The organism is Diplocloster modestus (assembly GCF_019042245.1).
Classification (GTDB): Bacteria; Bacillota; Clostridia; order Lachnospirales; family Lachnospiraceae; genus Diplocloster; species Diplocloster modestus.
Genome location: NZ_JAHQCX010000005.1, coordinates 343,033 through 366,926, shown reverse-complemented (window position 1 = coordinate 366,926; position 23,894 = coordinate 343,033). Strand labels below are relative to the sequence as shown.

Below are 23,894 nucleotides of genomic sequence, written 5' to 3'. Positions count from 1 at the left end.
TAGTGGGGCTGCCGTACTAAGAATATTTAAGCCTGCCGGATCAGGAGGCAGAAATCTTAGTGCGGCGGCCCTTATTTATTCGACAGGAAATACTTTCTTGTCCACAGACCCAAAGATTGGAGATGAAGCAATGAATAAACAAAAAGGGAGAGGCAGATTTATATTTTTCTGTCTTGCTCCGGCCGTCATCCTGTTTTTTATCTTTATGATAATTCCCACGATAGACGTTTTCCGCATGTCCATGTTCAAATGGGGCGGGTATACGGATGAGAAAACCTTTGTAGGATTACAGAACTTTCAGAAGCTTTTCCAAAGTGATAAATTTTATCAGGCATTCCAGAATTCCATACTGCTCATTGTGATCGTGACCATCGTGACCTTCGGGCTGGCACTTCTCTTCGCGGCCATGCTGACCCGTGAGAAAATCAAAGGACAGAATTTTTACAGAGTTATTTTCTATATCCCCAACATTCTGTCCGTAGTTGTCATCAGCGCGATCTTTTCCGCGATCTACGATCCGAACCAGGGCCTTCTCAATTCGTTTTTGAACCTGTTCCGGGGGCAGAACGGCATCGATAACCCGATCCTGTGGCTGGGCAGCCAGAAGATCGTAATCTACAGCATCGTCATCGCCATGATATGGCAGGCTATCGGTTACTATATGGTCATGTATATGGCCAGTATGGCGAACATACCGGAAAGCCTCTATGAAGCGGCCAGCATGGAAGGGGCCGGGAGAATCAAACAGTTCTTTACCATTACGATACCGCTGATCTGGACCAATATAAGGACCACCCTGACGTTCTTTATCATCAGTACGATCAACATGAGCTTCCTGTTCGTAAAAGCCATGACCAACGGGGGACCGGACGGGGCATCCAGCGTGTTCTTAAGCTACATGTACCAGGAGGCCTATACGAATTCCTCATATGGATACGGTATGGCCATCGGCGTTATGGTGTTCCTGTTCTCATTTGCGCTGGCCGGCGTCCTGAACGCTGTAACCAAGCGTGAAGAGCTTGAATTCTAAAGGAGGTGAATCGGAATGAAAGAAAATAAAAATGCTTTAAAGACGGGCAGTCCGAAAGCTTATAAAGCGGGAATCTATATCGTATTAAGCCTGCTGGCCGTCATGATTATCGTACCGGTCGCCTGGGTTTTCATTGCTTCCATCAAGGAAAACTCCGAGTTCTACGGAAATCCATGGGCGCTGCCCCAGGGGATTCACCTGGCGAACTTCGCGGACGCCTGGCAGAAAGCCAACATGGGTTCTTATATGTTAAACTCTGTGATCGTCGTGGCTATCGGTATTGCTCTGCTGATCGTGATCGCGCTTCCGGCCGCCTATGTACTGGCCCGGTTTAAGTTCAAAAGCAGCGGCCTGTGGAACGTGATGTTTATGGCCGGTCTGTTCGTTAACGTAAACTACATCGTGGTGCCCATTTTCCTGATGTTAAATAACGGTGATAAAGTGCTGCGGCAGTGGACGGGCCATCCGTTTTTCCTGAACAATCTGTTCATACTGGCGCTGGTGTACGCGTCGACAGCCCTGCCGTTTACCATCTATCTGCTGTCCGGCTATTTCAAATCGCTGGCCAAGGATTACGAGGAGGCGGCGTATGTGGACGGCGCCGGATACGCCAGAACGATGATACAGGTTATTATGCCCATGGCTAAACCCAGCGTGGTAACCGTTATTCTGTTCAACTTCCTGGCCTTCTGGAATGAATACATCATTTCCATGACATTGCTGACGAAACCGGAACTGAAAACCCTTCCGGTGGGCCTGATGAATCTGATGGCCGCTCAGAAGTCCGCGGTGCAGTACGGGCAGCTGTATGCCGGCCTGGTTATCGTTATGGTACCCACCCTGATACTCTACATCTGTGTTCAGAAGAAGCTGACCCAGGGTATGACCCTCGGCGGTTTGAAAGGATAAGGGGGTTGACATTATGAGTGAAACTGCAAAGAAAATCGTAACCGCACTGGTGGTTCTGGTCGTATTTATCATCAGCCTTTCCCTGGTGGTCATCGGACAGAAGAACGTGGGCGCAGCCGGACTGGGAGTAATGCTTCTGGGCCTGGCCGGCCTGGTAGTGCTGCTGTGGTTCTACAACCGCAAATATAAATAACCCGGAGTTTAAAATCCGGAATTATCAGGAGGACTTTTCATATGGAACATACGAAAGGCCGTGTCACCATACCGACCGACATTGACGTCATCCCGGAGACTCTGACGCTGATGGACCGCTGGGGGGCAGATGCAGTCAGAGACTGTGATGGTACTGACTTTCCCAAAGAGCTTCGGGAAGTGGACGCTAAAATATATTCGACTTATTATACAACACGAAAAGATAATGCATGGGCGATGGCCAATCCGGATGAAATACAGCAGATGTATGTAATGACACCTTTTTACACAGCGACGGGCAGAAGGCTTAAGGTCCATCTGATGAAAGGGCTTTACCCCGATATGCTGACCCCCAACAGCCGGGATGATATCAATCGCTGGTGGGAAGTGATCGACCGGACCACCGGTGAAGTGGTTTCCACAGACAAATGGAGCTATGACGAAAAGGGTGGGGACGTGACGATCCAGACCGAGCCGTTCCACGATTACACGGTCAGCTTCCTGGCCTATATCATGTGGGACCCGGTTCATATGTACAACGCAGTTACCAACAATTGGGAAAATGTGGAGCATCAGATTACTTTCGATGTCCGTCAGCCAAAGACTCACGCCTATACCATGAAGCGGCTCAGGAAATTTATCAAGGATCATCCTTATGTAAAGGTACTGCGGTTTACCACGTTTTTCCACCAGTTCACACTGATTTTCGACGAGCTGGCGCGGGAGAAATACGTGGACTGGTATGGATATTCCGCATCGGTGAGCCCGTATATTCTGGAGCAGTTTGAAAAAGAAGCGGGTTATCCTTTCCGGCCGGAATACATCATCGACCAGGGCTATTATAATAACAACTACCGGATACCCACGAAGGAGTTCCGGGACTTCCAGGCGTTCCAGCGCCGGGAGGTGGCGAAGATCGTGCGCGAGATGGTGGACATTACCCATGAATGCGGCCGGGAAGCCATGATGTTCCTGGGAGACCACTGGATCGGAACCGAGCCGTTTATGGAAGAGTTCAAAACACTGGGTCTGGACGCAGTGGTGGGAAGTGTTGGAAACGGCGCGACGCTGCGGCTGATCAGCGATATCCAGGGCGTAAAATATACGGAGGGCCGCCTTTTACCCTATTTCTTCCCGGACACCTTCTACGAGGGCGGCGATCCGGTTAAACTGGCCAAGGAAGGGTGGGTCACAGCCCGGCGGGCGATCCTGCGGAAACCTGTGGACCGGATCGGCTACGGCGGATACCTGAAATTAGCGACCCAGTTCCCCGATTTCGTGGATTACGTAGAATCCGTATGTGACGAGTTCCGGGAACTCTATAAAAATATCAAAGGCACAACGCCCTACTGCATCAAAACCATCGCGGTCCTAAACTGTTGGGGCAGGATGAGAGCCTGGGGCAACCACATGGTACATCACGCCATTTACCACAAACAGAACTATTCCTACGCGGGAGTCATCGAGGCTCTGTCAGGAGCCCCCTTTGATGTCCGCTTTATCAGCTTCGAGGACATTAAGAAAGACCCCTCCATCCTGAACGACATCGACGTCCTGCTAAACGTAGGCGACGCGGATACCGCATATACCGGCGGTGAATGGTGGTGCGATCCGGTGATCGCCTCCGCCGTAAAAGAATTCGTCCATCAGGGAGGAGGACTGATCGGCGTCGGAGAACCCACCGGCCATCAGGCCAACGGCAGATTCATCCAGCTGGCCAACGTATTTGGCATAGAGGAAGAAAGAGACTTCACACTGGGCTATGATAAATACAACTGGGAAGAACACAGCCACTTCATTCTGGAAGACTGTACAGGTCCGGTGGATTTCGGAGAGGGCAAGAAGAATATCTTCGCCCTGGAAGGTACCACAATCCTGGCCCAGCGGGACCAGGAAGTCCAGATGGCTGTAAATGATTTCGGCCAGGGAAGGGCCGTGTACTTAAGCGGGCTGCCCTACAGCTTCGAGAACAACCGCCTGCTCTACCGTTCCATTCTGTGGAGCACCCACGATGAGGAGAATCTATACAAATGGTTCAGCAGCAACTTTAACGTAGAAGTACACGCTTACGTAGACAGCGGAAAATACTGCGTAGTCAACAATACCTATGAGCCTCAGACAACAACAATTTACACAGGAGATAAGAGCAGCTTCCAGCTGGAGCTGGAGGCTAATGAGATACGTTGGTATGAGATTTAAGGGGATTTTGTTTTAGGGGGGCCGGAGCAGAGACGCCGGAAACGGCTTCCCCGGACAGGGATTACGGCAATCCTTTGGCTGATACCGGGACGGTTGGCCCGCCCCATCGCAGCGCTTCTTTGTGTCCGCTTCCGGCGGGCTGATGGCTTGCGCTGGTAGCAGCTAAGTGAAATCCAAAAGCCGGATTCAGGAACCAGGCCAATTCGCCAGGAACGCAGGATGCGTTCCCGGCTCAGTGGCCCTTGCCCGTCGGACGTGAAGTCCGCCGTGCATCCTGAATCCGGCTTTTGAATTTCACTAAGCGGTTACTCAGCCGCCCTATGCCCGCCGGAAGCGGACACAAAGAAGCGCTGCGATGAGGTGGGCCAACCGTCCCGGTATCAGCCAAAGGACTGCCGTAATCCCTGTCCGGGGAAGTCGTTTCCGGCGTCTCTGCTCCTACTCTAATAAAAGCTTAGAGTTTGCAATAGGAGGATACAAATTTTAAGGTATGTGCTTTGTTGTTTCATCTTGTTCAACATGATGAGTGATATATTCGTTACTTTATTTGTGGGGAGACTGTCCGAAAACCAGGGCGCAGCCCGCCAGGGAGAGCGGTGTCTATGGGCCTCTTCCTCACTTAAGGCTGTTACCCGATTTCATTAAGATTTGACGCGGGCGCCTTATATGAGGAAGAGGCCCATAGACACCGCTCTCCCTGGCGGGCTGCGCCCTGGTTTTCGGACAGTCTCTGGGGGTCTATATCGTCCATATTCGCTTGAAGGAGGTAGTGGGCGTAGAAAACTGGTAATCCCCGATGTATATAAGGTATCGTTATATAGCTCTGTAAGAAGCGGTCAACTCTGCAAAACTGCCGGGGGTGGACTGAAACAATATATATTTGAGCGGTTATGAAAAGGCAATCGCTCCCAATAGATTTAGTGTAGGGGCTGCTGGAGGGGGATGCCGGGTTCCGGGCGGGGCTTTGCGGGGATGGACGGGGTTGAATGGACGGGCCAGCGCGGGGAAATTCCCGCCGCAGAAAAAGCATGGCCGAATAGCGGAGGGAGACTTAAGTGGGAATAGAGGCTCACACGCCGACATTCCCACTGCTTTCAGAGGCTCCTGTAGCTGTTTATGAGGTTGCTTTTTCAGCGGCGGGAATTTCCCCGCGCCGGCCCGTCCATTCAACCCCGTCCATCCCCGCAAAGCCCTGCCCGGAACCCGGCATCCCCCTCCAGCAGCCCCGGCCCCTAAAACAAATTCACTTCTTCAAACTCAAACTATAGTGTATGAAGATCTCGTGGACGATTTCTCCGATCAGCAGCAGTGAGATAGGGCCCAGGAAAACGCCGGGGATTCCGAACAGATTTAGACCAATATATATGGTTATGATGATGACCACCGGTGGGAAACCCAGTTTATCTCCGATTAGTTTTGGCTCCAGGAATTCGCGGGTGCAGCTGCATATGATGTAGAGACTGAACAGGATAGCTGCCTGGAAGAAGTTTCCGCGCAGAAGCTCTATAATGACCCAGGGGATCAGTACGGAACCGGTGCCGAAGACCGGAAGGGCATCCAGAAGACCGATGCCTATGCCGACGAGAAGCGCATAGGGGTTTTTCAGGAGCAGGAGGCCCAGGATGCAGATGACGGCGATGATGGTCATGATCAGCAGCTGCGCTTTCATATAGGAACCGCCTGCAGCCATGAGGTGGTGTCCCAGATTCTGGATGTAACGATAATAGTAATATTTGCTGTTACACTCTTTCAGCTTATCGAAATCCTTGGCGATCAATATGGTGGAAATGACCGTAATCAGGACTACGCCCAGTATTTCTACAAATATCCGGATGTAATTCACAGACTCGTTCATAATTGTGGGGATCAGATTTACCTGGAGGTTGTCAATAAAGACCGTGATGTTTTCCAGTATTACGTTCTGCAGCTGTTCCGCCGGTATCTTAAACCAGTCTTCCAGACAGCAGCAGCAGCCGTAGAGGATATTCCGAAGGCGGCTTTCGTACACACTCAGATGGTTAAGCAGGTACACGATCTGGGATATCAGTTTTTCTGTAAGAAGGAACAGAAGAAAGAATAAAATGCTGCCGGCGATCAACAGAAAGATTCCTGCCAGAAGGCCGCTGTTGATTTTTATTTTCTTTCTAATTTTTCGAATAAGGGGCTGCATGAAACGCGCCAGAAAAAGAGCGATGAAAAATGGAATAACCAGTGGAAGCAGGTATTTCATACCCAGATAGACTGCAATGGTTACCCCGATAATGACAAGGGTTGCTTTTTTTCTTTTCGTCAGTTTCCAATCCATATGTTCACCCAGTTCCTCTGCGGCAGATTTGTTTTCTTAACATTCCTGATTAGTATATCTGTATTCGTCTTTTTTATAACCGGTATTTTCAACGTATCGCTTTGATGAAAAACGATAAAAACCGGAAGAAAAGTCAATACATAAAGATAAAAGACAGTTCCTTTTTAATGGTAAATGGGATAACTTGAATAAAGGATAAGGAAACTACGCAAAGTCTGATCAAGAACAGGAGGAAGGGATTCATTATGAAAAAAACAGTATTACATATCGATCGGTATATGAGAGTGGGAGATGTAGATGAGAGAATATACGGTTCTTTTATCGAACATCTGGGGCGCGCGGTCTATGAAGGGATCTATCAGCCGGATAGCCCGCTTTCCGATAAAAACGGGTTTCGGCGGGATGTCATGGAATTGGTCCGGGAATTACAAGTGCCTGTAGTCCGTTATCCGGGTGGGAACTTTGTCTCCGGTTATCACTGGGAAGATGGTATCGGGCCAAAAGAGCTGCGTCCACAAAAAATCGAACCGGCCTGGAATGTGATCGAGACCAATCAGTTCGGGCTGAACGAATTCATGGACTGGACCTCACTGGCGGGTACCGCGCCTATGATGGCTGTCAATCTGGGAACCCGTGGTCCCGAAGAAGCCAAAAGTATTCTGGAATACTGTAACCTGAAAGGCGGCAGCTATTACAGTGATCTCCGAATAGCCCATGGGTATAAAAATCCCCACGGCATAAAGCTGTGGTGTCTTGGAAATGAGATGGACGGCCCCTGGCAGATGGGACACAAAACAGCATCTGAATACGGCAGAATCGCTGCGGAGACCGGCCGCATCATGAAAATGGTGGACCCGGACGTAGAGCTGGTAGCCTGTGGAAGTTCTTCGCTTTACATGGATACTTTTGGAGACTGGGAAGACACTGTTCTGTCCGAATGTTATGACCAGGTAGAATATCTTTCACTGCATCAATACTATGATAACTTCGCAGACGATACCCCGGGATTTTTGGCAAATACGCTGGCCATGGACCAGTTTATCTGTTCCGTAATCTCCATCTGCGACGCGGTAAAAGCGAAAAAGCGCAAAAAAAAGTCCATCCATCTTTCCTTTGACGAATGGAATGTCTGGTATCACTCCAAAGAGCAGGACAAGCACCTGAAACCCTGGTGTAAAGCACCTCATCAGCTGGAAGATATCTATAACTTTGAGGATGCTTTACTGGCAGCCGGTATGATGATCACCATGCTGCGTCATGCCGACCGTGTCCGGATCGCGTGCCTGGCACAGCTGGTAAATGTCATAGCCCCGATCATGACCTCCGACACCGGGGCATGGAAACAGACCATCTATTATCCGTTTGCTCTGATCAGCAGATACGGCCGGGGCACCGTACTGCACACCGTGGCAGACACTCCGGTGTACGAATGCCGGTACGGCGACGCTCCCTACCTGGACAGCGTCTGTATTCTAAATGAAAACGAATCCGGTGAAGCGTCCGCGCTGACTATATTTGCGATAAATAAAGACTTGGAAGAATCCATGGAGTTAAGCTGTGATCTGCGCCAGTTTAAGGACTATCAGGTAAAAGAGCATATCGTCCTGAACCACCCTGACCTGAAAGCCGTCAATACCCAGGAAGTCCCTGACCGCGTAAAACCCTCCTCCGGCGGCAATGCAAAGGTTGAAAGCGGAATCCTGCACGCAGTCCTCTGTGACAAAAGCTTCCATGTAATAAGATTAGCAAAAAGTTAATTCGATATTCACTGATTAAAACAGATGACGCCGCCTTATTCGTTCCCCGCGTTTACCGGCCTTGCAGGTTATCCCGATACTCACCCGGCGTACACCCGCAATGCAGCTTAAACTGCCGGTTGAAATGACAGATATTCTGGAATCCCGAATCGAACGCTGCCTGCTGTATCGTCACGTTGCTGTTGGTCAACAGATACCGGGCCTTTTGAAGCCTGGCTTGTATCAGGTCTTCCTTGGGGGAGCTGTGAAAGAAACGCCGGTAATACAGATAGAGCTGGCTTTTGCCGATGTTTAGAATATCACAGAGCTGTTCCACTGCCCAGGGCTGCTCACAGGAACTGAGCATCTGCTCTCTTAAGGCCAACAACTCGGGATAGATTCCGGACCTCTGTTCGGCAGGGATATTTTCCTTGCGCTGGTCACGCTGCAGCAGGATCAGCAGCTGGCGCAGATACAGATCAGCCATTTCTTTAGAATCGGCCGTGGGGTTCAGATATTCATGATATAGCTGTTTGATCAGCCAGTTCAGCCTTTCCGCACTGTCCGGATAAAACAGTTCGTTGATGCGCAGTGATTTTTCTGAAACCATGCTGTCGCTGCAAAAAAAGTGGACATAACTGTTGAAGAATTCCTTTTCAGCCTGATAATGCTGATAAATACCCGGAGCGTATAGAATACAGGCACCAGGCCTGGCGGCCTGGCTGGTCCCGTCCGTAAAATAAAAGGACATGGGGGAGAGCGCCAGCAGAAACAGATAGCTGAGTGTTCCGGCAGGCCGGTAAATCAAATCCTGATCCGGATTGTGTGTGTGATAACCACAGTATTCAATCGTAAGCATATTTTTCACCTCATACGGGCTGCCGGTCTGGGAATACGGTCAGACGGTTTGGTTTATGGCATAGAGGTCCGTGTCACAGATTATTGGCAAATGTCCTGAAAATCTCATTTTCCGGCATGATTTTGAAAGTCATATCCTTACCGGTGGCAGGATGGCGGAATTCCAGCCGATATGCGCACAGTGCGATTTGCAGCCATTCGTCAGGGGATGCGGACTGCGGATTATACTTTGTATCCCCCCAAAGAGGAAAGCCCGCGTGGGACAGCTGCACACGGATCTGGTGATGGCGGCCGGTTTTCAGCTGTATTTCCAGCAGAGCGCGGGAATCCTGTGCAGCCTGGACCTGGTAGGACAGTACCGATTTTTTCGCGCCCTTTATGGTGGGGTCCGCTACGGCGGAGAGATTCTTTCTGCCGTCTTTCAGCAGATAATCCGTCAGTGTGCCCTGAGCATGCGCAGGTACGGCAGTGGTTACGGCCAGGTAATATTTGCGCATGGTCCCATCTGTCAGCTGTGAACTTAGGGAGGCTGCAGCAGCCGGTGTTCTGGCAAAACACAGGATACCTTCCACCGGCTGGTCCAGACGATGGATGAGACCAAGATAGGGAGCCTGTCCGGATTTTCCTTTCGAAGCCAGGTAATTCTTCAGAGAACTCTCCATATCCATCACGCCGATCTGTCTGCTCTGAACCGGAACACCGGCCGGCTTACAGCAGACCAGAAGCTGATTATCTTCATACAAAATATTCGGGTTCATGGGGAACCTCCTGTAAAATGTTTTCATTTATTGTATCACAATATAGTGGAAAAGAAAGATAAAATCAATGAGAACCAGGGATTCCGGCATATACGGTAAACTGGAGTGCCGGCCTGGTTCTGAGAAGTTATAAAGCAGAACATAGGAACGCAATGATGGTAAGGTCAATATGATAAGGGCCAATCGTAAAGATTGATCCGGATCAATTCGGGGACCGGATCCGCATACTAGCGGGATTTTCTCCAACTGTTGCGAAGAACGGGATAAGCCTCCGCTGCTAACAATGAGAATACTAAAATATATGCAACAAGGAACATATGATACACCTCTCTTTCCTTTGATACTATTATTATATCAAAATACAAAAAAAGGGCTATTCGCAGATTGAACGATAATAGAAGGAAACTTGTAAGGTTATCCGTTGATATATACAAAAACTTTTAGCGTGCCTAAAAAATATTTAGGAAAATAAAACATTTTATCAGCAGTTACTATTCACGGCTGATTTTTGATATCGGCGCTTGACAAGGCCCTTTTGAATTGTTTATACTTAGCAAAGATAAAGGGGAGTAGCTGGCATTAGCAATAATGTTATGCGGATCCGTCATCACGATTATGGGAATAATCCGGGCCGCATACTTCTTATCGTTGTAGCGAGACTTTTATTGCAGTTTTGTGTTGCAATAAACAGTCTTTTTTTGTTGGGAAAAGCAGAGCGGAAAAAGGAAGCGTTTGTTCAGACACAAAAGCGCACATACTATTAGAAAAAGCTGGAGGAATGGTAAATGTTAAAGTATCTGTTATTGGCAGTTGGCTTTATTTTTCTGGTAAAAGGCGCCGACTATTTCGTAGAAGGAAGTTCCAACATAGCTAAGCTGCTGAAAGTCCCCAGCATCATTATCGGGCTTACGATCGTAGCGATGGGAACCAGCCTGCCGGAAGCTTCCGTCAGTATCAATGCGGCGATTTCCGGCGCAAACGAGCTGGCGGTCAGCAATGTAATCGGTTCCAACATTTTTAATCTGCTGGTAGTGGCAGGACTCAGTGCGGTTATGACGCCGATCGCGGTGAAACGGTCGGTGATCCGAAGAGAATTCCCTTATTCCATTCTGATTACCATAGTTCTTCTGGTGATGTGCCTGGACAAAGTGTTGTTCGGACAGGCCACCGCTTATGTGTCCAGGTATGACGGAATGGTTCTGCTGGTACTGTTCGCCGTATTCCTGGCTTATACGCTAAAGGATGCGCTGAAGGCCAGAAAAGAGTTTCAGGATTTTCCGGAAGATCACAAGCCGCTGAAGTCCCCCGCGGTCAGCATTATTTACATTTTAGCCGGTATGCTGGGGATCGTCATCGGCGGCAATCTGGTAGTCAGCGCCGCGACACAGATCGCCGCTGCGTTCGGCCTGAGCCAAACCCTGATCGGATTGACGATCGTAGCGATCGGCACCTCGCTTCCCGAACTGGCGACCTCGGTGGTAGCGGCTAGGAAGGGCGAGAGCGACATTGCCATGGGTAATGTGGTGGGCTCAAACATATTCAACATTCTGTTGGTACTGGGCGCCTCATCCGCCATCCATCCGGTATTGGTAAACCAGGAATCCCTATATGATATGGTATTCCTGATTGTGGTCAGCATCATGTCCTATTTCTTCATTGCGTCAAACCGGAAAGTGAACCGTATGGAGGGGGTAATCATGGTGATCTGTTATGTGGGTTATATGATCTATATTATTTTGCGGTGATAAGAAAGGGTAACATAAAATGTTCATCCATATCCATAGGTGTGGCAGAACGCTCGTATTAAGGAAATTATATGGTAATTATATTTAATATAATTTTCAGATATTATTAAAACATATTTGGAAAGAGTGTGCTATAATGGTCAGGTATTTAACAGCGGCGGGTAGCCGCAGCAATTATTCTGAACCTAATTATAGGAGGAGAGAACATGAAAAAGAAAAGGATGCTGGCCATATTTTTAGCAGTGGTCACACTTATGATGTCAACGATGACAGCTTTTGCAACCGAACAGCCGGCTGACGGCGCACAGCAGGGCGCGGAGGCTGTGTCGGCTGAAGGCGGGGCGGAAGCGACGCCGACGCCGGCCCCGGAAGCGACGCCTACACCCACCCCGGAGGCAGTCCCGGCCGCGACGCCTACGCCCACCCCGGCTCCGACGCCGACTCCTGCGCAGAACGGGGCTTCCAATGAGATCAATAATCCGACGCCGACTCCTGAGGTTACTCCGTCAGAGACGCCTGCCCCGACGGAAACGCCTACCCAGGCAGAACCGCCCACTTCCAAACCGTATCTGGCATTGGGAGCGGATCTTGATGACAGCCAAAAGGCTACGGTTCTCAGGCTTCTGGGCCTGGAAGGACGTGACCTGAGTGAATTTGATGTGGTACAGGTCACGAATGCGGAAGAGCACGCGTATCTGGATGAATTTGTAGATTCCAAGCTGATCGGCTCCAAGTCCTGGTCCTCAGTTCTGATTAATAAACTGGACAAAGGGTCCGGAATCAATGTCAGCTGTTTTAACATTAATTATTGTACGGAAAATATGTATCGAAACGCTCTGGTTACCGCCGGTATTGAAGATGCCAATGTAGTCGTGGCAGGACCCAAACCCATTGCTGGTACTGCGGCACTGGTAGGCGTAGCGAAAGCCTATGAGCAGATGACCGGTAAAGAGCTGCCGAAGGACTCCCTGGCCGTGGCCAATAACGAGCTGGCCCTGACCGGCGAACTGGCGAAAACCATCGGGGATCCCCAGAAAGTGGAAGAGCTGATCGCCCTCATCAAGCAGTACGTAGCAGAGAACGGCCTGGACAGCGATGAGGACATTATGGAGGTGATCAACAAAGCCTCTGATAAACTGGAAATCACCCTATCCGATCATGATAAACAGCAGCTGTTGGAGCTGATGAAGAAGTTCAGTGATCTGGATATTGATGTGGATACCCTGCTGAATCAGGCAAAGGATATTTATGACAAATTAAGCGGATTGGATCTGGATCTGAATTTTGATAACTCCGGTATCGGCGCTTTCTTCTCAAATATATGGAATGCGATCAAGAACTTTTTCGCATCCCTCTTCGGTAATTAAAGAGACAAACAACGAAACATACGAAACGGGACATGTCCAAATTGATCTGGGACATGTCCCGTTAAGTTATTGTCGTTTTAAATTTGCGAAATGCCGCAATCTGTGTTTCGTCCGGAAAGGCAATTTAACTGTTTAGGCGGGAGCCGCATCCTTGCTGCTGCACGTGAAAGAGAAGTGCTTATAATTCCAAATTCTATTATATATCTTTTATATATTAAGAAATTCTTCATAATTCTTTTGAACAGGACTTAATATTCAAATGTTATACTTTACAGCATCCCATAACACATGCCCTTCGGGCGGGGTCTCAGCATAGCTGCTCCATAAGGGATATATTAAAATATAAGAAATCGGTAAAGATAAGGGAAAAGAGCCGATATCTGTTAGAAACAGATGATACAGAAGAAGGAAAAAAGATGACCGATGAAAGGGGTTGAGGTATAATAGAGGGCGGGGCGATTCGGTTCTTTCACCCATACTTATATGTGCAAAAATATGCACGATGGAGGAAAGGTTGAACAAAATGTTCTCCCATCCCTTCGCGTAGCATGCGAAAAAAGGTACAGTGTACCTTTTTCCGTAGAATTTATGGCGCGGTAAACGCGCCACTGGAGGAAAAAATGCAGAATATATTAGTGTGTGACGATGATAAAGAAATAGTAGAAGCAATCGACATTTATCTGACACAGGAGGGCTATCACATATTAAAAGCTTATGACGGCCAGCAGGCTGTGGATATGCTAAAAGAGAACGATATCCATCTGCTGGTGATCGATGTCATGATGCCAAAGCTGGACGGTATCCGCGCGACCTTAAAGATCCGGGAAAATAACAGCCTTCCGATCATCATCTTATCAGCCAAATCCGAGGACGCGGATAAGATCCTGGGCCTGAACATCGGAGCGGACGATTATGTGACGAAGCCGTTTAACCCCCTGGAACTCATTGCCAGGGTAAAATCACAGTTAAGGCGATACACCCAATTGGGAAATATACAGGAATCCGGCAGCCAGGTATTTCAGACCGGAGGACTTAAAGTAAATGACGAGTTGAAGGAAGTTACGGTGGACGGCGAACTGGTAAAACTGACCCCCATCGAGTATAAGATATTATTGCTGTTGGTTAAAAACCAGGGAAAAGTATTTTCGATCGATCAGATCTATGAAAATATCTGGAACGAGGAGGCTATCGCGGCAGATAATACGGTGGCGGTCCATATCCGGCATATCCGTGAGAAGATCGAGATTAATCCGAAGGAACCCCGCTATCTGAAAGTGGTATGGGGGATTGGATACAAGGTCGAAAAGCTATCCTGAAACCTTGTAGAAGAAGGAGGAAACTATGAAAAGATTTGTTTATTCCCCGGGGGGAAAAGCGGTCCTGCTGGTTCTGCAGCAGGTGCTGGTAGGCATCATGGTGCTCTCCGTCTGCTTTGGCACACTTATGCTGATGAAGGGCGGAGACAGCCTGTTCAGCGGACAGGGCAAATATGAGCAGTCAACCCAATTTGATGATGCGTTCATGAGCGGTGTCTATGACACAATCTGGCTGACAGATTATAAATATAATTACGAAACGGACGGCGTCTATAATCCGAAGAAAATCGTGGATATTGAAGATTATGCGCTAAATGGCCGTATTACAGGAGAAGTGACACGCAGTATAGGCTATTACCTGGAAGATCTGGTAAAGTGGGGCAGGCAGGGGAAAGAAAATGAAAGCTATAATATGCAGGAAGCCGCAGAAACTACGGATGTCGACGGGGTCAGCTATTCGAGCGCGACTGCATCCAAAACGGCGGATGATTCCGTGACTGTCCAAACGGAGCAAGAATATTATAAATTTGATGAGAGCTACGCGCCGGTTGGAGATGTCAGCCTGGAAGAGTATCTGGAACAGCATCCGGAGATTAATCCTTCTAAGATGTATGGCTATTTGTCTGACGCCATCGACAACGCGTATAACGGAGTTGAACAGTACAAATGGAATTTGGCGAAATATCAGGAGGATAAAAGCAATCTTCGCTACACGATAGTAAACCGAACCACCGGAAAAGCTTACAGTAACATAAGCGGTATCAGTAATACGGCCGAAGCGGACGAAGCCATTCATAGCATCCGCAAGCTGGGGGCTTATATCTACCTGGATTCCGTTTCCTTAAATTTTGAAAAAAGTCCCAAGTCCAATATAGATTCATTCAACAAAGCTCTGGATCAGGCAGTAAACGGCTGGAGCTATATGGATTCCAGAGTGACCATGGAAAATATATACCGGAATCTGAATCAACTGTCGGCGCTTGCAGGCGGAGACTATACGATCGCGGTAGGTGTGGATACCTCATATCCGATACACGATGGATTCTACGAATCCAAAATAGAATATGAACAGACCAGACCCTGGTTCCAGGCCCTGATGTACGGAGGATTGATTTCCCTTTTCCTTTACATTATCGTATTGGTTGCGTTAACGGTCGTGGCCGGCAAACGGGCGGATGACGAAGAAATCCATCTGTCTTCGGTAGACAACATACCGACAGAATTTGTCCTGGCCTGTATTGCCGCGCTGGGAGGCTTTGTCGTCTTTGCTGCGGTAATGGTACTGAATACTATGTACAATGTAAGGTCGCTGATCATCCTGTCTGCCATTACCGTATCCATTCTGGCAGACCTGCTGCTGATGGCCGGATATCTGTGCCTGGTCAGAAAAATCAAAGGAGGTATCTTCTGGAAGAAAAGTATTCTTGGCTGGTTTATCGGTACCCTGTACGGCGGAGTGAGAGGAATCCGTTCCAATGTCAGGCTGTTGGTCAGCTATCTGGGCTTCCTGCTGATTGACTTTCTGCTGGCTTTATTTATGATCCAGGCTCGGTCCCGATTCAGCCTGCTGCTCTTCGGACTGCTGGCCCTTGGCTTCAACGCCTTTGTGGGGGCTCGTCTTCTGAGAGAAGAGGGACAGCGCAGTGCGATTATGCAAGGTATTCAAAAGATCAGGGACGGTGATCTGGATTATAAACTGGAAACAGGATCGTTAAAGGATGACAATCTTAAAATCGCACAGGCGGTGAACAACATAGGGGAAGGGCTGCAGAACGCGGTAGCCGACAGTATGAAAAATGAGAGGCTGAAAACAGATCTGATCACGAATGTGTCCCACGATATCAAAACGCCCCTGACGTCCATTATCAACTATGTGGATCTGCTGAAAAGAGAACATATCCAGGATGAGAAAATCAGCGGCTACATCCGTATCCTGGATGAAAAATCTCAGAGGTTAAAACAGCTGACGGAAGATCTGGTGGAGGCTTCCAAGGTAAGCTCAGGGAATATTGCATTAAATTTTGAACACCTGAATTTCGTAGAACTGATCAATCAGACGACTGCGGAATTTACCGAGAAATTCGAGGCCAGGGATTTGCAGCTGATCGAAAACCTGCCGAAGGAACCTGTGGTAGTACGGGCGGATGGCCGCCGGCTGTACCGTATGCTGGATAATCTGTTCAACAATGTAGCGAAATATGCGCTGTCCCATACCCGGGTTTATGTAGACCTGACTGAAGAAGACCGATCTATCCGTTTCTCGATCAAAAATATATCCGAGCACCCGCTGAATATCCGGGCTGACGAGCTGACCGAACGGTTCATCCGCGGAGATGTGTCCAGGAGCACCGAAGGCAGCGGGCTGGGGCTGTCCATTGCCAAAAACCTGACAGAGCTTCAGAACGGTAATTTCGAGATCTACCTGGATGGCGATCTTTTCCGCGTGACCATATCCTTTGTCAAAGCGGAAGTGAAAAGAGAAGAGCGGGAACAAGAGAAGAATCAAGCGGAAACGCAGGAGAAGAATCAAGCGGAGAAGCGAGAGAGTAAACAAGAGAATAAACAAGAGAATAAACAAGAGAATAAACAAGAGAATAAACAAGAGAATAAACAAGAGGAGAAGCATGAGGAAGAATAGAGCGATAATTCCGGCGCTGCTTATTATATGCGGAATGTTGCTTTTATTTATCACAGTAAAGATGATCGGCAGCAGCTGGTTTTAGGCTGCTTATATCATAAACGGCTAAAGCTGCCCAAAATGAGGTTACGAAAATTTATCCGAAGGGCGGAAAGAAGAGGAAGCACAAGACCAGGACACACAAACCAGGACACAGTGTAAGCCATATGGCCAGCTGTGTCCTGTTCCTGAATGAATCCCTTTTTCTGTCGTACTAAGTCTCGAATTCAAATGGTTTTACGTATATAATAGATGGTTTTAAATATTTCCACCCCATATAAGATGAGAATTAGCTTGATAATAGCGGAATAATGGCAGTGAAATATAATTGTGGTTGTAATATAAACGAAAAGTGATAATAATAACGTTATTATTAATTCAATCGTAGTAAATTTTTTGTTGGCAGGAGTGATTCCTATAGCTAAAAAACATAATATTACGCCTAATACCAAGCATGATATTAGTAAAACAATGAGCGACGGATAAAAGGAACTAAAATTCACTTTTGCATAGTGATCAAGGCTTTCTTTTACGGTTGATAAACCCCCAATTATTACATAGTATGAGAGTTGGCAACAGATTATTTTTAAGTAATATTTCATGGTTTTTCCTTAATTATTATAGATATAGTTTTCGAGTTCAGTCGTCCACGACCCTGCTTTCTGTTAATTTCAACAGTATATCTGGAGCCTGCCGCACAACCGATAACAGAAGTAACTCTAACGGGATTCCATAAACATTTCCAATGGTATCACCCCACTTTCATTATGTTTTAAATGATCATCAAAGTAAAAATTTTAATCCATGATTAAATAAGTTAATTTACATCTCAGCATATTCTTAAAATACACGACTATATTCTGGGATTTTTGTTCTGAGAAATTAATAGGAAAGTATAATTCTTAGATTGATTACAAGTCAGCGCATCTTAAAAGATTAGTATTTCTAAAGAGTAGTTTTTGTGGATTGTTTACGCCTTATTTTTGAGTAACCAAATAACAATATTAAGATTAGATGGAATTGAAAGTAACCACTCTATTAATCAGATTAAAGCAAAAATTTTGATGAAGTAAAATGATTATAAACTCAAATTACATTAAAATTATATCACGGCGAAGCTTTGATTGTCTATGCTGTCCTCTAATTCGAAGTATTTGACTTCTGAACAACAGTAATATAATATATTATGATACAAAATGTAAACTAATTGAATTTTAATTGCCAAATAATCGAAGAATAAACGAAAAACAATAAACAATAAACAGAAAAGGATCGGCGCACTCCATCTGGCGTGTTGTGCACCGGTCCTTCTGACATCAAGAGGGAGGTTCGTTCTCCTTCTACATAATACTGCTTTGATCGTGTCCCTTACCGCTTATTCGTTATCTGTCTTAGAATCCTCATCGGCGATAGGAACGTGGAATTCCGTCTCTTCCATCTCGGTTTCTTCCGGCATGTAGTGCTTAAATACCCGGACGAAAATATAAGAGCTGACAAAAGCCTGCACGCCGAATCCGGCAATGATCCAGAATGGTAAAATAACAAAGAAAATCTGTGTCAAAAAGAAAAAGATAATCAGCGGGAGATACGTAATCAGCACAATCAATATGGTCCAGGGCAAATGCCGCAGACTCATCAGAAATGCGTTCTTCACCGTATTTTTCGTGGTATTATAGAATTTAGATAATACCGGGAATACGTAAGCCAGGGTAAATGCGTACATCAGCGCCACGACGCCCAGCGCGTAGAAGAAAACCTTGCCCCAGGCAGCGGTTACGCCGGTCATGACCCAGAAGTCCACGCCCAGGATAATACCTGCGATCAGGAAGATCACCCAGATGATCGTGGCCTGCTTGAAATTATCCTTGAAAGATTTTAGGAAGCTGCGGATAATATAGGATTCCTCATTTTTTACCATCTTCAAGGCTACATAATACATGGCGGTCCAGGCGGCCCCGATGGTGACGATGGGTATGCAGCAGACCACAAAGATGACGTTCAGAATGATCATGTCCGCGATACGCCCCAGCGCTGTGAAGAACTTATTGTCCATGTTAAAAAAGTTACTCATAGAATCGACCTTTCTCTCGTGATATGAATTAGGAAATCAGGATGCGTCGAGATACGCCCTTGATTCGACAATTTTTCGTTTGCATTTATAATAGATTATAGCGAATGAGCAGACATAAATCAATCGAAAAGGAAGATTCGTCAACTTGTCTATGAAATCTTAAAAATCTTCGGCAGATTGACGGCGGCCGCTTTGTCTTTAAAATCCCTTTGTCGAATGTACCAAAGGATTTCTGGAATCTTTGGTGGATAGTGGCATGGTCGGAAATGGAAGATTACGTTATACTAAATGCAGTAATTGAGACGCCATCTCGAGATAAAACAGAAAATAGTTTAGGAGGAATTAACACATGGCAAGTTTATCATTGAAAGACATTTGTAAAGTGTATCCCAACGGTTTCGAGGCCGTTAAGAATTTCAATCTGGAAATCGAAGACAAAGAGTTCATCATCTTCGTAGGTCCCTCCGGATGTGGTAAATCTACAACCCTTCGTATGATCGCAGGTCTGGAAGAGATCTCTTCTGGCGAATTAAGGATCGGTGACAGAGTAGTAAACGACGTGGAGCCCAAAGACAGAGATATCGCTATGGTATTCCAGAACTACGCTCTGTATCCTCATATGACCGTATATGATAACATGGCATTCGGTCTCAAATTAAGAAAAGTCCCCAAAGATCAGATAGATAAAATGGTAAAAGAGGCAGCCAGAATCCTGGATCTGGAACCCCTGTTAGACCGTAAACCGAAGGCTCTGTCCGGCGGCCAGAGACAGCGTGTTGCTATGGGACGTGCTATCGTACGTGATCCCAAAGTATTCCTGATGGACGAACCTCTGTCCAACCTGGATGCCAAGTTAAGAGTCCAGATGCGTATTGAGATTTCCAAACTGCATCAGAGACTGGGAACTACCATCATCTATGTAACCCATGACCAGACAGAGGCTATGACACTGGGAACCAGAATCGTCGTTATGAAAGACGGTTTAATCCAGCAGGTAGATACCCCTCAGAACTTATATGCAGCTCCCTGCAATCTGTTTGTTGCCGGATTCATCGGATCTCCTCAGATGAACTTCCTGGACGCAGTGTGCAAGGTAAATGGGGATAAAGTTACCCTTCAGGTAGGACCTCACGCGATTCAGCTTCCTCCTGCAAAGGCGAAGAAATTAATCTCCGGCGGATATGACGGAAAGACCGTTGTACTCGGAATTCGTCCGGAAGATGTAAACGACAGCCAGATGTTCATCGAAGCCTCTCCGAACAGCGTTGTGGAATCCACCATCAAAGTTTACGAGCTGCTGGGTGCGGAAGTTTACTTATACTTCGATGTAGAAGGCTTCCCGATGACAGCCAGAGTGGATCCCCGTACGACAGCAAGAACGGGTGATACCGTGAAATTTGCTCTGGATGTAGAGAGAATCCACGTATTCGACAAAGAAACCGAACTGACCATCACCAACTAAAATGAGATCATCACCCCGGCAGGGCTTTTCCTGCCGGGGTTTTCTATTTCCGGGAAAATGCGCGAGAAAGGTACTTTTTTCAGAGAGGGGACTTGCGTTTTTGGAAAAGAACATTTAGAATGGGGCTAGCAACGATATTGCGAAATACTCTCCACAGGCAGTTGTAAGGGCGGGAGAGCCGGGTAATCGCAGGGAAAGGAGTTAACTATGATATCAAATCAGGTTGTACAATCAGCGATAGACGAATTGAAGGCAATAACAAGAGTTGATTTATGTGTGATGGATCTGGACGGCATGCCGGTGGCCACCACTTGTGAATTAGAGGATTTTCTGAAAGAGGCGGCTGAAAGCTTTGCGGAGTCACAGGCGGACAGCCAGGAGATTCAGGGATATCATTTCTTTAAAGTAATGGACGACAGACAGGCCAGCTATACACTGATCGCCAGAGGTGCCGGCGAGGATGTATATATGATTGGAAAGATCGCGGTCAGCGAGATCCAGAATCTGATCGTGGCATACAAAGAACGTTTTGATAAAAATAATTTTATTCAGAATCTGCTGTTGGATAATCTTCTGCTGGTGGATATCTATAACCGGGCCAAAAAGCTTCATATTGCTATAGAAGCACGCCGGGTGGTGTTCATGATAGAGACCAAATATGAGAAGGATAACAACGCACTGGAAACAGTTAAGAACCTGTTCGCGGTAAATACAAAGGATTTTATAACGGCCGTGGACGAGAAGAATATCATTCTGGTCAAAGAGTTAAAAGAAAATGACGGTGTGGATGAATTGAACAATACAGCTAAAATTCTGGTAGATATGCTGAATACGGAGGCGATGACCCAGGTCCGGGTTTCCTATGGTACGATCGTCAGCGATATCAAAGAACTATCCAAGTCTTATAAAGAGGCAAAGATGGCGCTGGACGTGGGACGCATCTTCTATGCGGAACGCAGTATCGTCGCGTACAGCACGCTGGGAATCGGCCGGTTGATCTATCAGCTGCCGCTGCCGCTGTGTGAGATGTTTATGAAAGAGGTATTCGGTGATGAGATGCCGGATACGTTTGATGATGAAACATTATTTACCATTTATAAATTCTTTGAGAATAATCTGAATGTTTCTGAGACGGCACGCCAGCTCTATGTTCACCGGAATACTCTGGTCTACAGGCTGGAAAAGCTTCAGAAGAGCACCGGATTAGATATCAGGGTGTTTGATGACGCGCTGACTTTCAAGATCGCGCTGATGGTGGTCAGCTATATGAATTATATGGACAGCCTGGATTATTAGCCGAATTATATTAGTTCCTATGGGGGACGGGATGAAAAATAGGCGGAAAACAGGAGCAGAAATCTTGACTTTTGGCTTGGAAAAGTATATATTTAAAATATATGAAAACGTTTTAACGAGTGCTGGACCGGGGCTTGATTTTAGCTGGGGTATTGGCCGGGGACAACGGATCAGATAACGCGCACAGGGGATACTGGAAAGATGGCTAAGACAGGGAGACGGACTACAATTAAAGAAGTAGCTGTGAGGGCGGGAGTTACGATCGGTACGGTATCCCATGTGATAAACGGGACGGCGCCCATATCGCCGGAGACTACGGAACGGGTGCGGGAGGCTGTACGGGAACTTGATTATAAACCAAATCCAATGGCCAGATATATGAGATCCAAGAAGAGCAGGATGATCGGGCTGATGATACCGAACCTGAACAACAGCTTTTATTCACAGGTGGCCAGTACATTTATGGAGATGGCGGATGCGGATGGCTATACGGTTCTGATTTTGGGCTATGAATATTCTACGGAACGGGAGAAAAAAGAACTGGAGAGCCTGGTGCAGAATAATGTGGACGCGGTAGTGGTTGTGAATGGACACGACGATGAAGAGGCGATCGACAGACTGACCCGGCAGGGAATATCTGTGATACTGGCGGACCGGCGGATGGAAGGGCGTAAGATCCCTTATATTCAATATGATAATAGAAAGATATTAGATCAGGTCGTATCTATGTTAAAGGAGAAAGGATACCGGTCGATTGGTTTTATTTCGGAAAAACTGGATTTGACCAACTTGCAGGACCGCTTTGAAGGGTACAAAAAGGTGCTTGGGGCTCATGGATATGAATTCCGGCAGGAGCACGTATTTATATCGGAAAAGCTTTGCCTGGATAATATGCGGGCCGGATATCAGTTTACGAAAGATTTACTGCAGGGATACAAGAAAGAGGAACTTCCGGAGGCTTTCCTGGCTTCCTCTGATCTGCTGGCGATCGGGATGCTGCGGGCGTTTTTGGAAGCAGGTTATCAGGTGCCGGGAGACTTTGGGGTGGTGGGTTATGATAATCTGCCGATAGCGGGTTTTGTGCATCCCAGACTGACGACTGTGAATCAGGATAGAGAGCTGCTGGGGAAAGAACTTTGGCGGATGACCAGAGCCAGGATTGAGGACGGTATTGTGGAAAATGTTACTCTACAGCAGGAGCTTATAATCAGGGAATCTTGCTAGAGTTATTATAATAGGCATTAAAACGTTTGAATGATGGGAAAAGAATAATAGGATTGGAGGGAAAAGGTTAGAGAAGGTATCCTGGTCGTTAAAACGTTTGAATGAGAGCTAAATAAATATAAAAAGGAGAGAATGAGAATGAAAACAGTAAAAGACAAGTATGTGTTGGTAGGAGCGGATTTTGCAGGATTTCCCTTGAAAGAAGCAGTTGTGGAGTATTTAAAAAGTAAAGGCTGGAAAGTCACCGATATCGGCGTAAAATCAGCGGACGAGGAGGATCCGGAAATGTTCCACCGGATCGGTCTCAAAGCTGGAGCTAAGATTACGGAGGGGGAATATGAGCGTGCGCTGCTCTTCTGCGGTACCGGTATGGGGATCCATATCGCGGCCAGCAAATGCCCGGGCGTGTTCTCCGGGGTGGTGGAGAGCGTACCGGCCGCATTGCGGGCGATAACCGGTAACGGTGTGAATGTCCTGGCTATGGGAGCATTTTACGTGGCGCCTCAGATGGGGAAAGAGATCGCGGAGGCCTTTTTGACCCATAATCTGGGAGACGGCTATGAGTGGTGGCCGAATTTCTATGAATTCCATAAACTGGCCTGTGACGAACTGGATGCATTCGATTATGAAGAGTTTAAGAAAAATGGTTTTGAAGTGAAGAGAATGGGAGATGTGGAGCTCTCTTTGATGGATAAACCAGAATAAGAGCAGCGGGCCGGCGGCCCGCTGTTTTAATTTCATAGTTATAG

General features: G+C 47.1%; 17 protein-coding genes. 13 read left to right on the top strand and 4 right to left on the bottom strand.

Going from position 1 to position 23,894, the window contains the following annotated elements; genetic code table 11:
• Positions 1–130 precede the first annotated feature (130 nt).
• The 4 genes from KTH90_RS10320 to gnpA are packed head-to-tail and all read left to right on the top strand — an operon-like array spanning position 131 to position 4,330.
• On the top strand, positions 131–1,030 hold the full coding sequence (locus KTH90_RS10320) for a carbohydrate ABC transporter permease (RefSeq protein WP_158351271.1): 900 nt from the start codon (positions 131–133) through the stop codon (positions 1,028–1,030).
• A gap of 15 nt (positions 1,031–1,045) precedes the next feature.
• On the top strand, positions 1,046–1,939 hold the full coding sequence (locus tag KTH90_RS10315; protein WP_238726757.1) for a carbohydrate ABC transporter permease: 894 nt from the start codon (positions 1,046–1,048) through the stop codon (positions 1,937–1,939).
• Positions 1,940–1,952: 13 nt separating this feature from the next.
• Positions 1,953–2,132 carry a DUF6903 family protein gene (locus KTH90_RS10310; protein ID WP_158351269.1) on the top strand — a complete coding sequence of 60 codons (180 nt, stop codon included), beginning with the start codon at positions 1,953–1,955 and terminating at the stop codon, positions 2,130–2,132.
• 41 nt (positions 2,133–2,173) lie between these two features.
• On the top strand, positions 2,174–4,330 hold the full coding sequence (gene gnpA / locus KTH90_RS10305; RefSeq protein ID WP_238726756.1) for a 1,3-beta-galactosyl-N-acetylhexosamine phosphorylase: 2,157 nt from the start codon (positions 2,174–2,176) through the stop codon (positions 4,328–4,330).
• 1,243 nt (positions 4,331–5,573) lie between these two features.
• Here the strand turns inward: gnpA and KTH90_RS10300 are convergent.
• Entirely contained in the window at positions 5,574–6,635 is a 1,062-nt protein-coding gene (locus KTH90_RS10300) for an AI-2E family transporter (protein WP_238726755.1), read from the bottom strand.
• 245 nt (positions 6,636–6,880) lie between these two features.
• Here KTH90_RS10300 and arfA point away from each other — a divergent pair, with 245 nt between their 5' ends.
• On the top strand, positions 6,881–8,392 hold the full coding sequence (gene arfA / locus KTH90_RS10295) for an arabinosylfuranosidase ArfA (protein ID WP_238726754.1): 1,512 nt from the start codon (positions 6,881–6,883) through the stop codon (positions 8,390–8,392).
• Between the two features lie 52 nt (positions 8,393–8,444).
• Here the strand turns inward: arfA and KTH90_RS10290 are convergent, their stop codons facing one another.
• Together KTH90_RS10290 and KTH90_RS10285 are read right to left on the bottom strand one after the other, a co-directional pair.
• Positions 8,445–9,230, bottom strand: coding sequence for a helix-turn-helix transcriptional regulator (locus tag KTH90_RS10290; RefSeq protein WP_238726753.1), 786 nt, complete (start codon positions 9,228–9,230; stop codon positions 8,445–8,447).
• 73 nt (positions 9,231–9,303) lie between these two features.
• Positions 9,304–9,987: an RluA family pseudouridine synthase gene (locus KTH90_RS10285; protein WP_238726752.1), complete on the bottom strand. Its 684-nt coding sequence runs from the start codon at positions 9,985–9,987 to the stop codon at positions 9,304–9,306.
• Between the two features lie 785 nt (positions 9,988–10,772).
• Between KTH90_RS10285 and KTH90_RS10280 the strand changes: the two genes are divergently transcribed.
• The 4 genes from KTH90_RS10280 (at position 10,773) to KTH90_RS10265 (ending at position 17,053) form a co-directional block, all read left to right on the top strand.
• Positions 10,773–11,732, top strand: coding sequence for a calcium/sodium antiporter (locus tag KTH90_RS10280; RefSeq protein ID WP_238726751.1), 960 nt, complete (start codon positions 10,773–10,775; stop codon positions 11,730–11,732).
• Between the two features lie 206 nt (positions 11,733–11,938).
• A complete protein-coding gene (locus KTH90_RS10275; RefSeq protein ID WP_238726750.1) occupies positions 11,939–13,099 on the top strand; it encodes a DUF1002 domain-containing protein in 1,161 nt (386 codons plus the stop codon).
• Between the two features lie 620 nt (positions 13,100–13,719).
• Positions 13,720–14,415, top strand: coding sequence for a response regulator transcription factor (locus KTH90_RS10270; RefSeq protein ID WP_158351260.1), 696 nt, complete (start codon positions 13,720–13,722; stop codon positions 14,413–14,415).
• A 25-nt stretch (positions 14,416–14,440) separates the two neighbouring features.
• On the top strand, positions 14,441–17,053 hold the full coding sequence (locus tag KTH90_RS10265) for a sensor histidine kinase (protein WP_238726749.1): 2,613 nt from the start codon (positions 14,441–14,443) through the stop codon (positions 17,051–17,053).
• Between the two features lie 1,414 nt (positions 17,054–18,467).
• Here the strand turns inward: KTH90_RS10265 and KTH90_RS10260 are convergent.
• Positions 18,468–19,163 (bottom strand): YesL family protein, encoded by a 696-nt coding sequence (locus KTH90_RS10260; protein WP_158351259.1) that lies wholly within the window; start codon positions 19,161–19,163, stop codon positions 18,468–18,470.
• A 349-nt stretch (positions 19,164–19,512) separates the two neighbouring features.
• Here KTH90_RS10260 and KTH90_RS10255 point away from each other — a divergent pair, with 349 nt between their 5' ends.
• The 4 genes from KTH90_RS10255 to KTH90_RS10240 all read left to right on the top strand — a co-directional run bounded on the left by KTH90_RS10255 (position 19,513) and on the right by KTH90_RS10240 (position 23,850).
• Positions 19,513–20,625 (top strand): ABC transporter ATP-binding protein, encoded by a 1,113-nt coding sequence (locus KTH90_RS10255; RefSeq protein ID WP_158351258.1) that lies wholly within the window; start codon positions 19,513–19,515, stop codon positions 20,623–20,625.
• A gap of 207 nt (positions 20,626–20,832) precedes the next feature.
• Positions 20,833–21,921 carry a PucR family transcriptional regulator gene (locus tag KTH90_RS10250; protein WP_158351257.1) on the top strand — a complete coding sequence of 363 codons (1,089 nt, stop codon included), beginning with the start codon at positions 20,833–20,835 and terminating at the stop codon, positions 21,919–21,921.
• A gap of 201 nt (positions 21,922–22,122) precedes the next feature.
• Positions 22,123–23,145: a LacI family DNA-binding transcriptional regulator gene (locus KTH90_RS10245; RefSeq protein ID WP_158351256.1), complete on the top strand. Its 1,023-nt coding sequence runs from the start codon at positions 22,123–22,125 to the stop codon at positions 23,143–23,145.
• Positions 23,146–23,283: 138 nt separating this feature from the next.
• Positions 23,284–23,850, top strand: a complete 567-nt coding sequence (locus KTH90_RS10240; RefSeq protein WP_158351255.1) for an RpiB/LacA/LacB family sugar-phosphate isomerase — start codon at positions 23,284–23,286, stop codon at positions 23,848–23,850.
• Positions 23,851–23,894 lie beyond the last annotated feature (44 nt).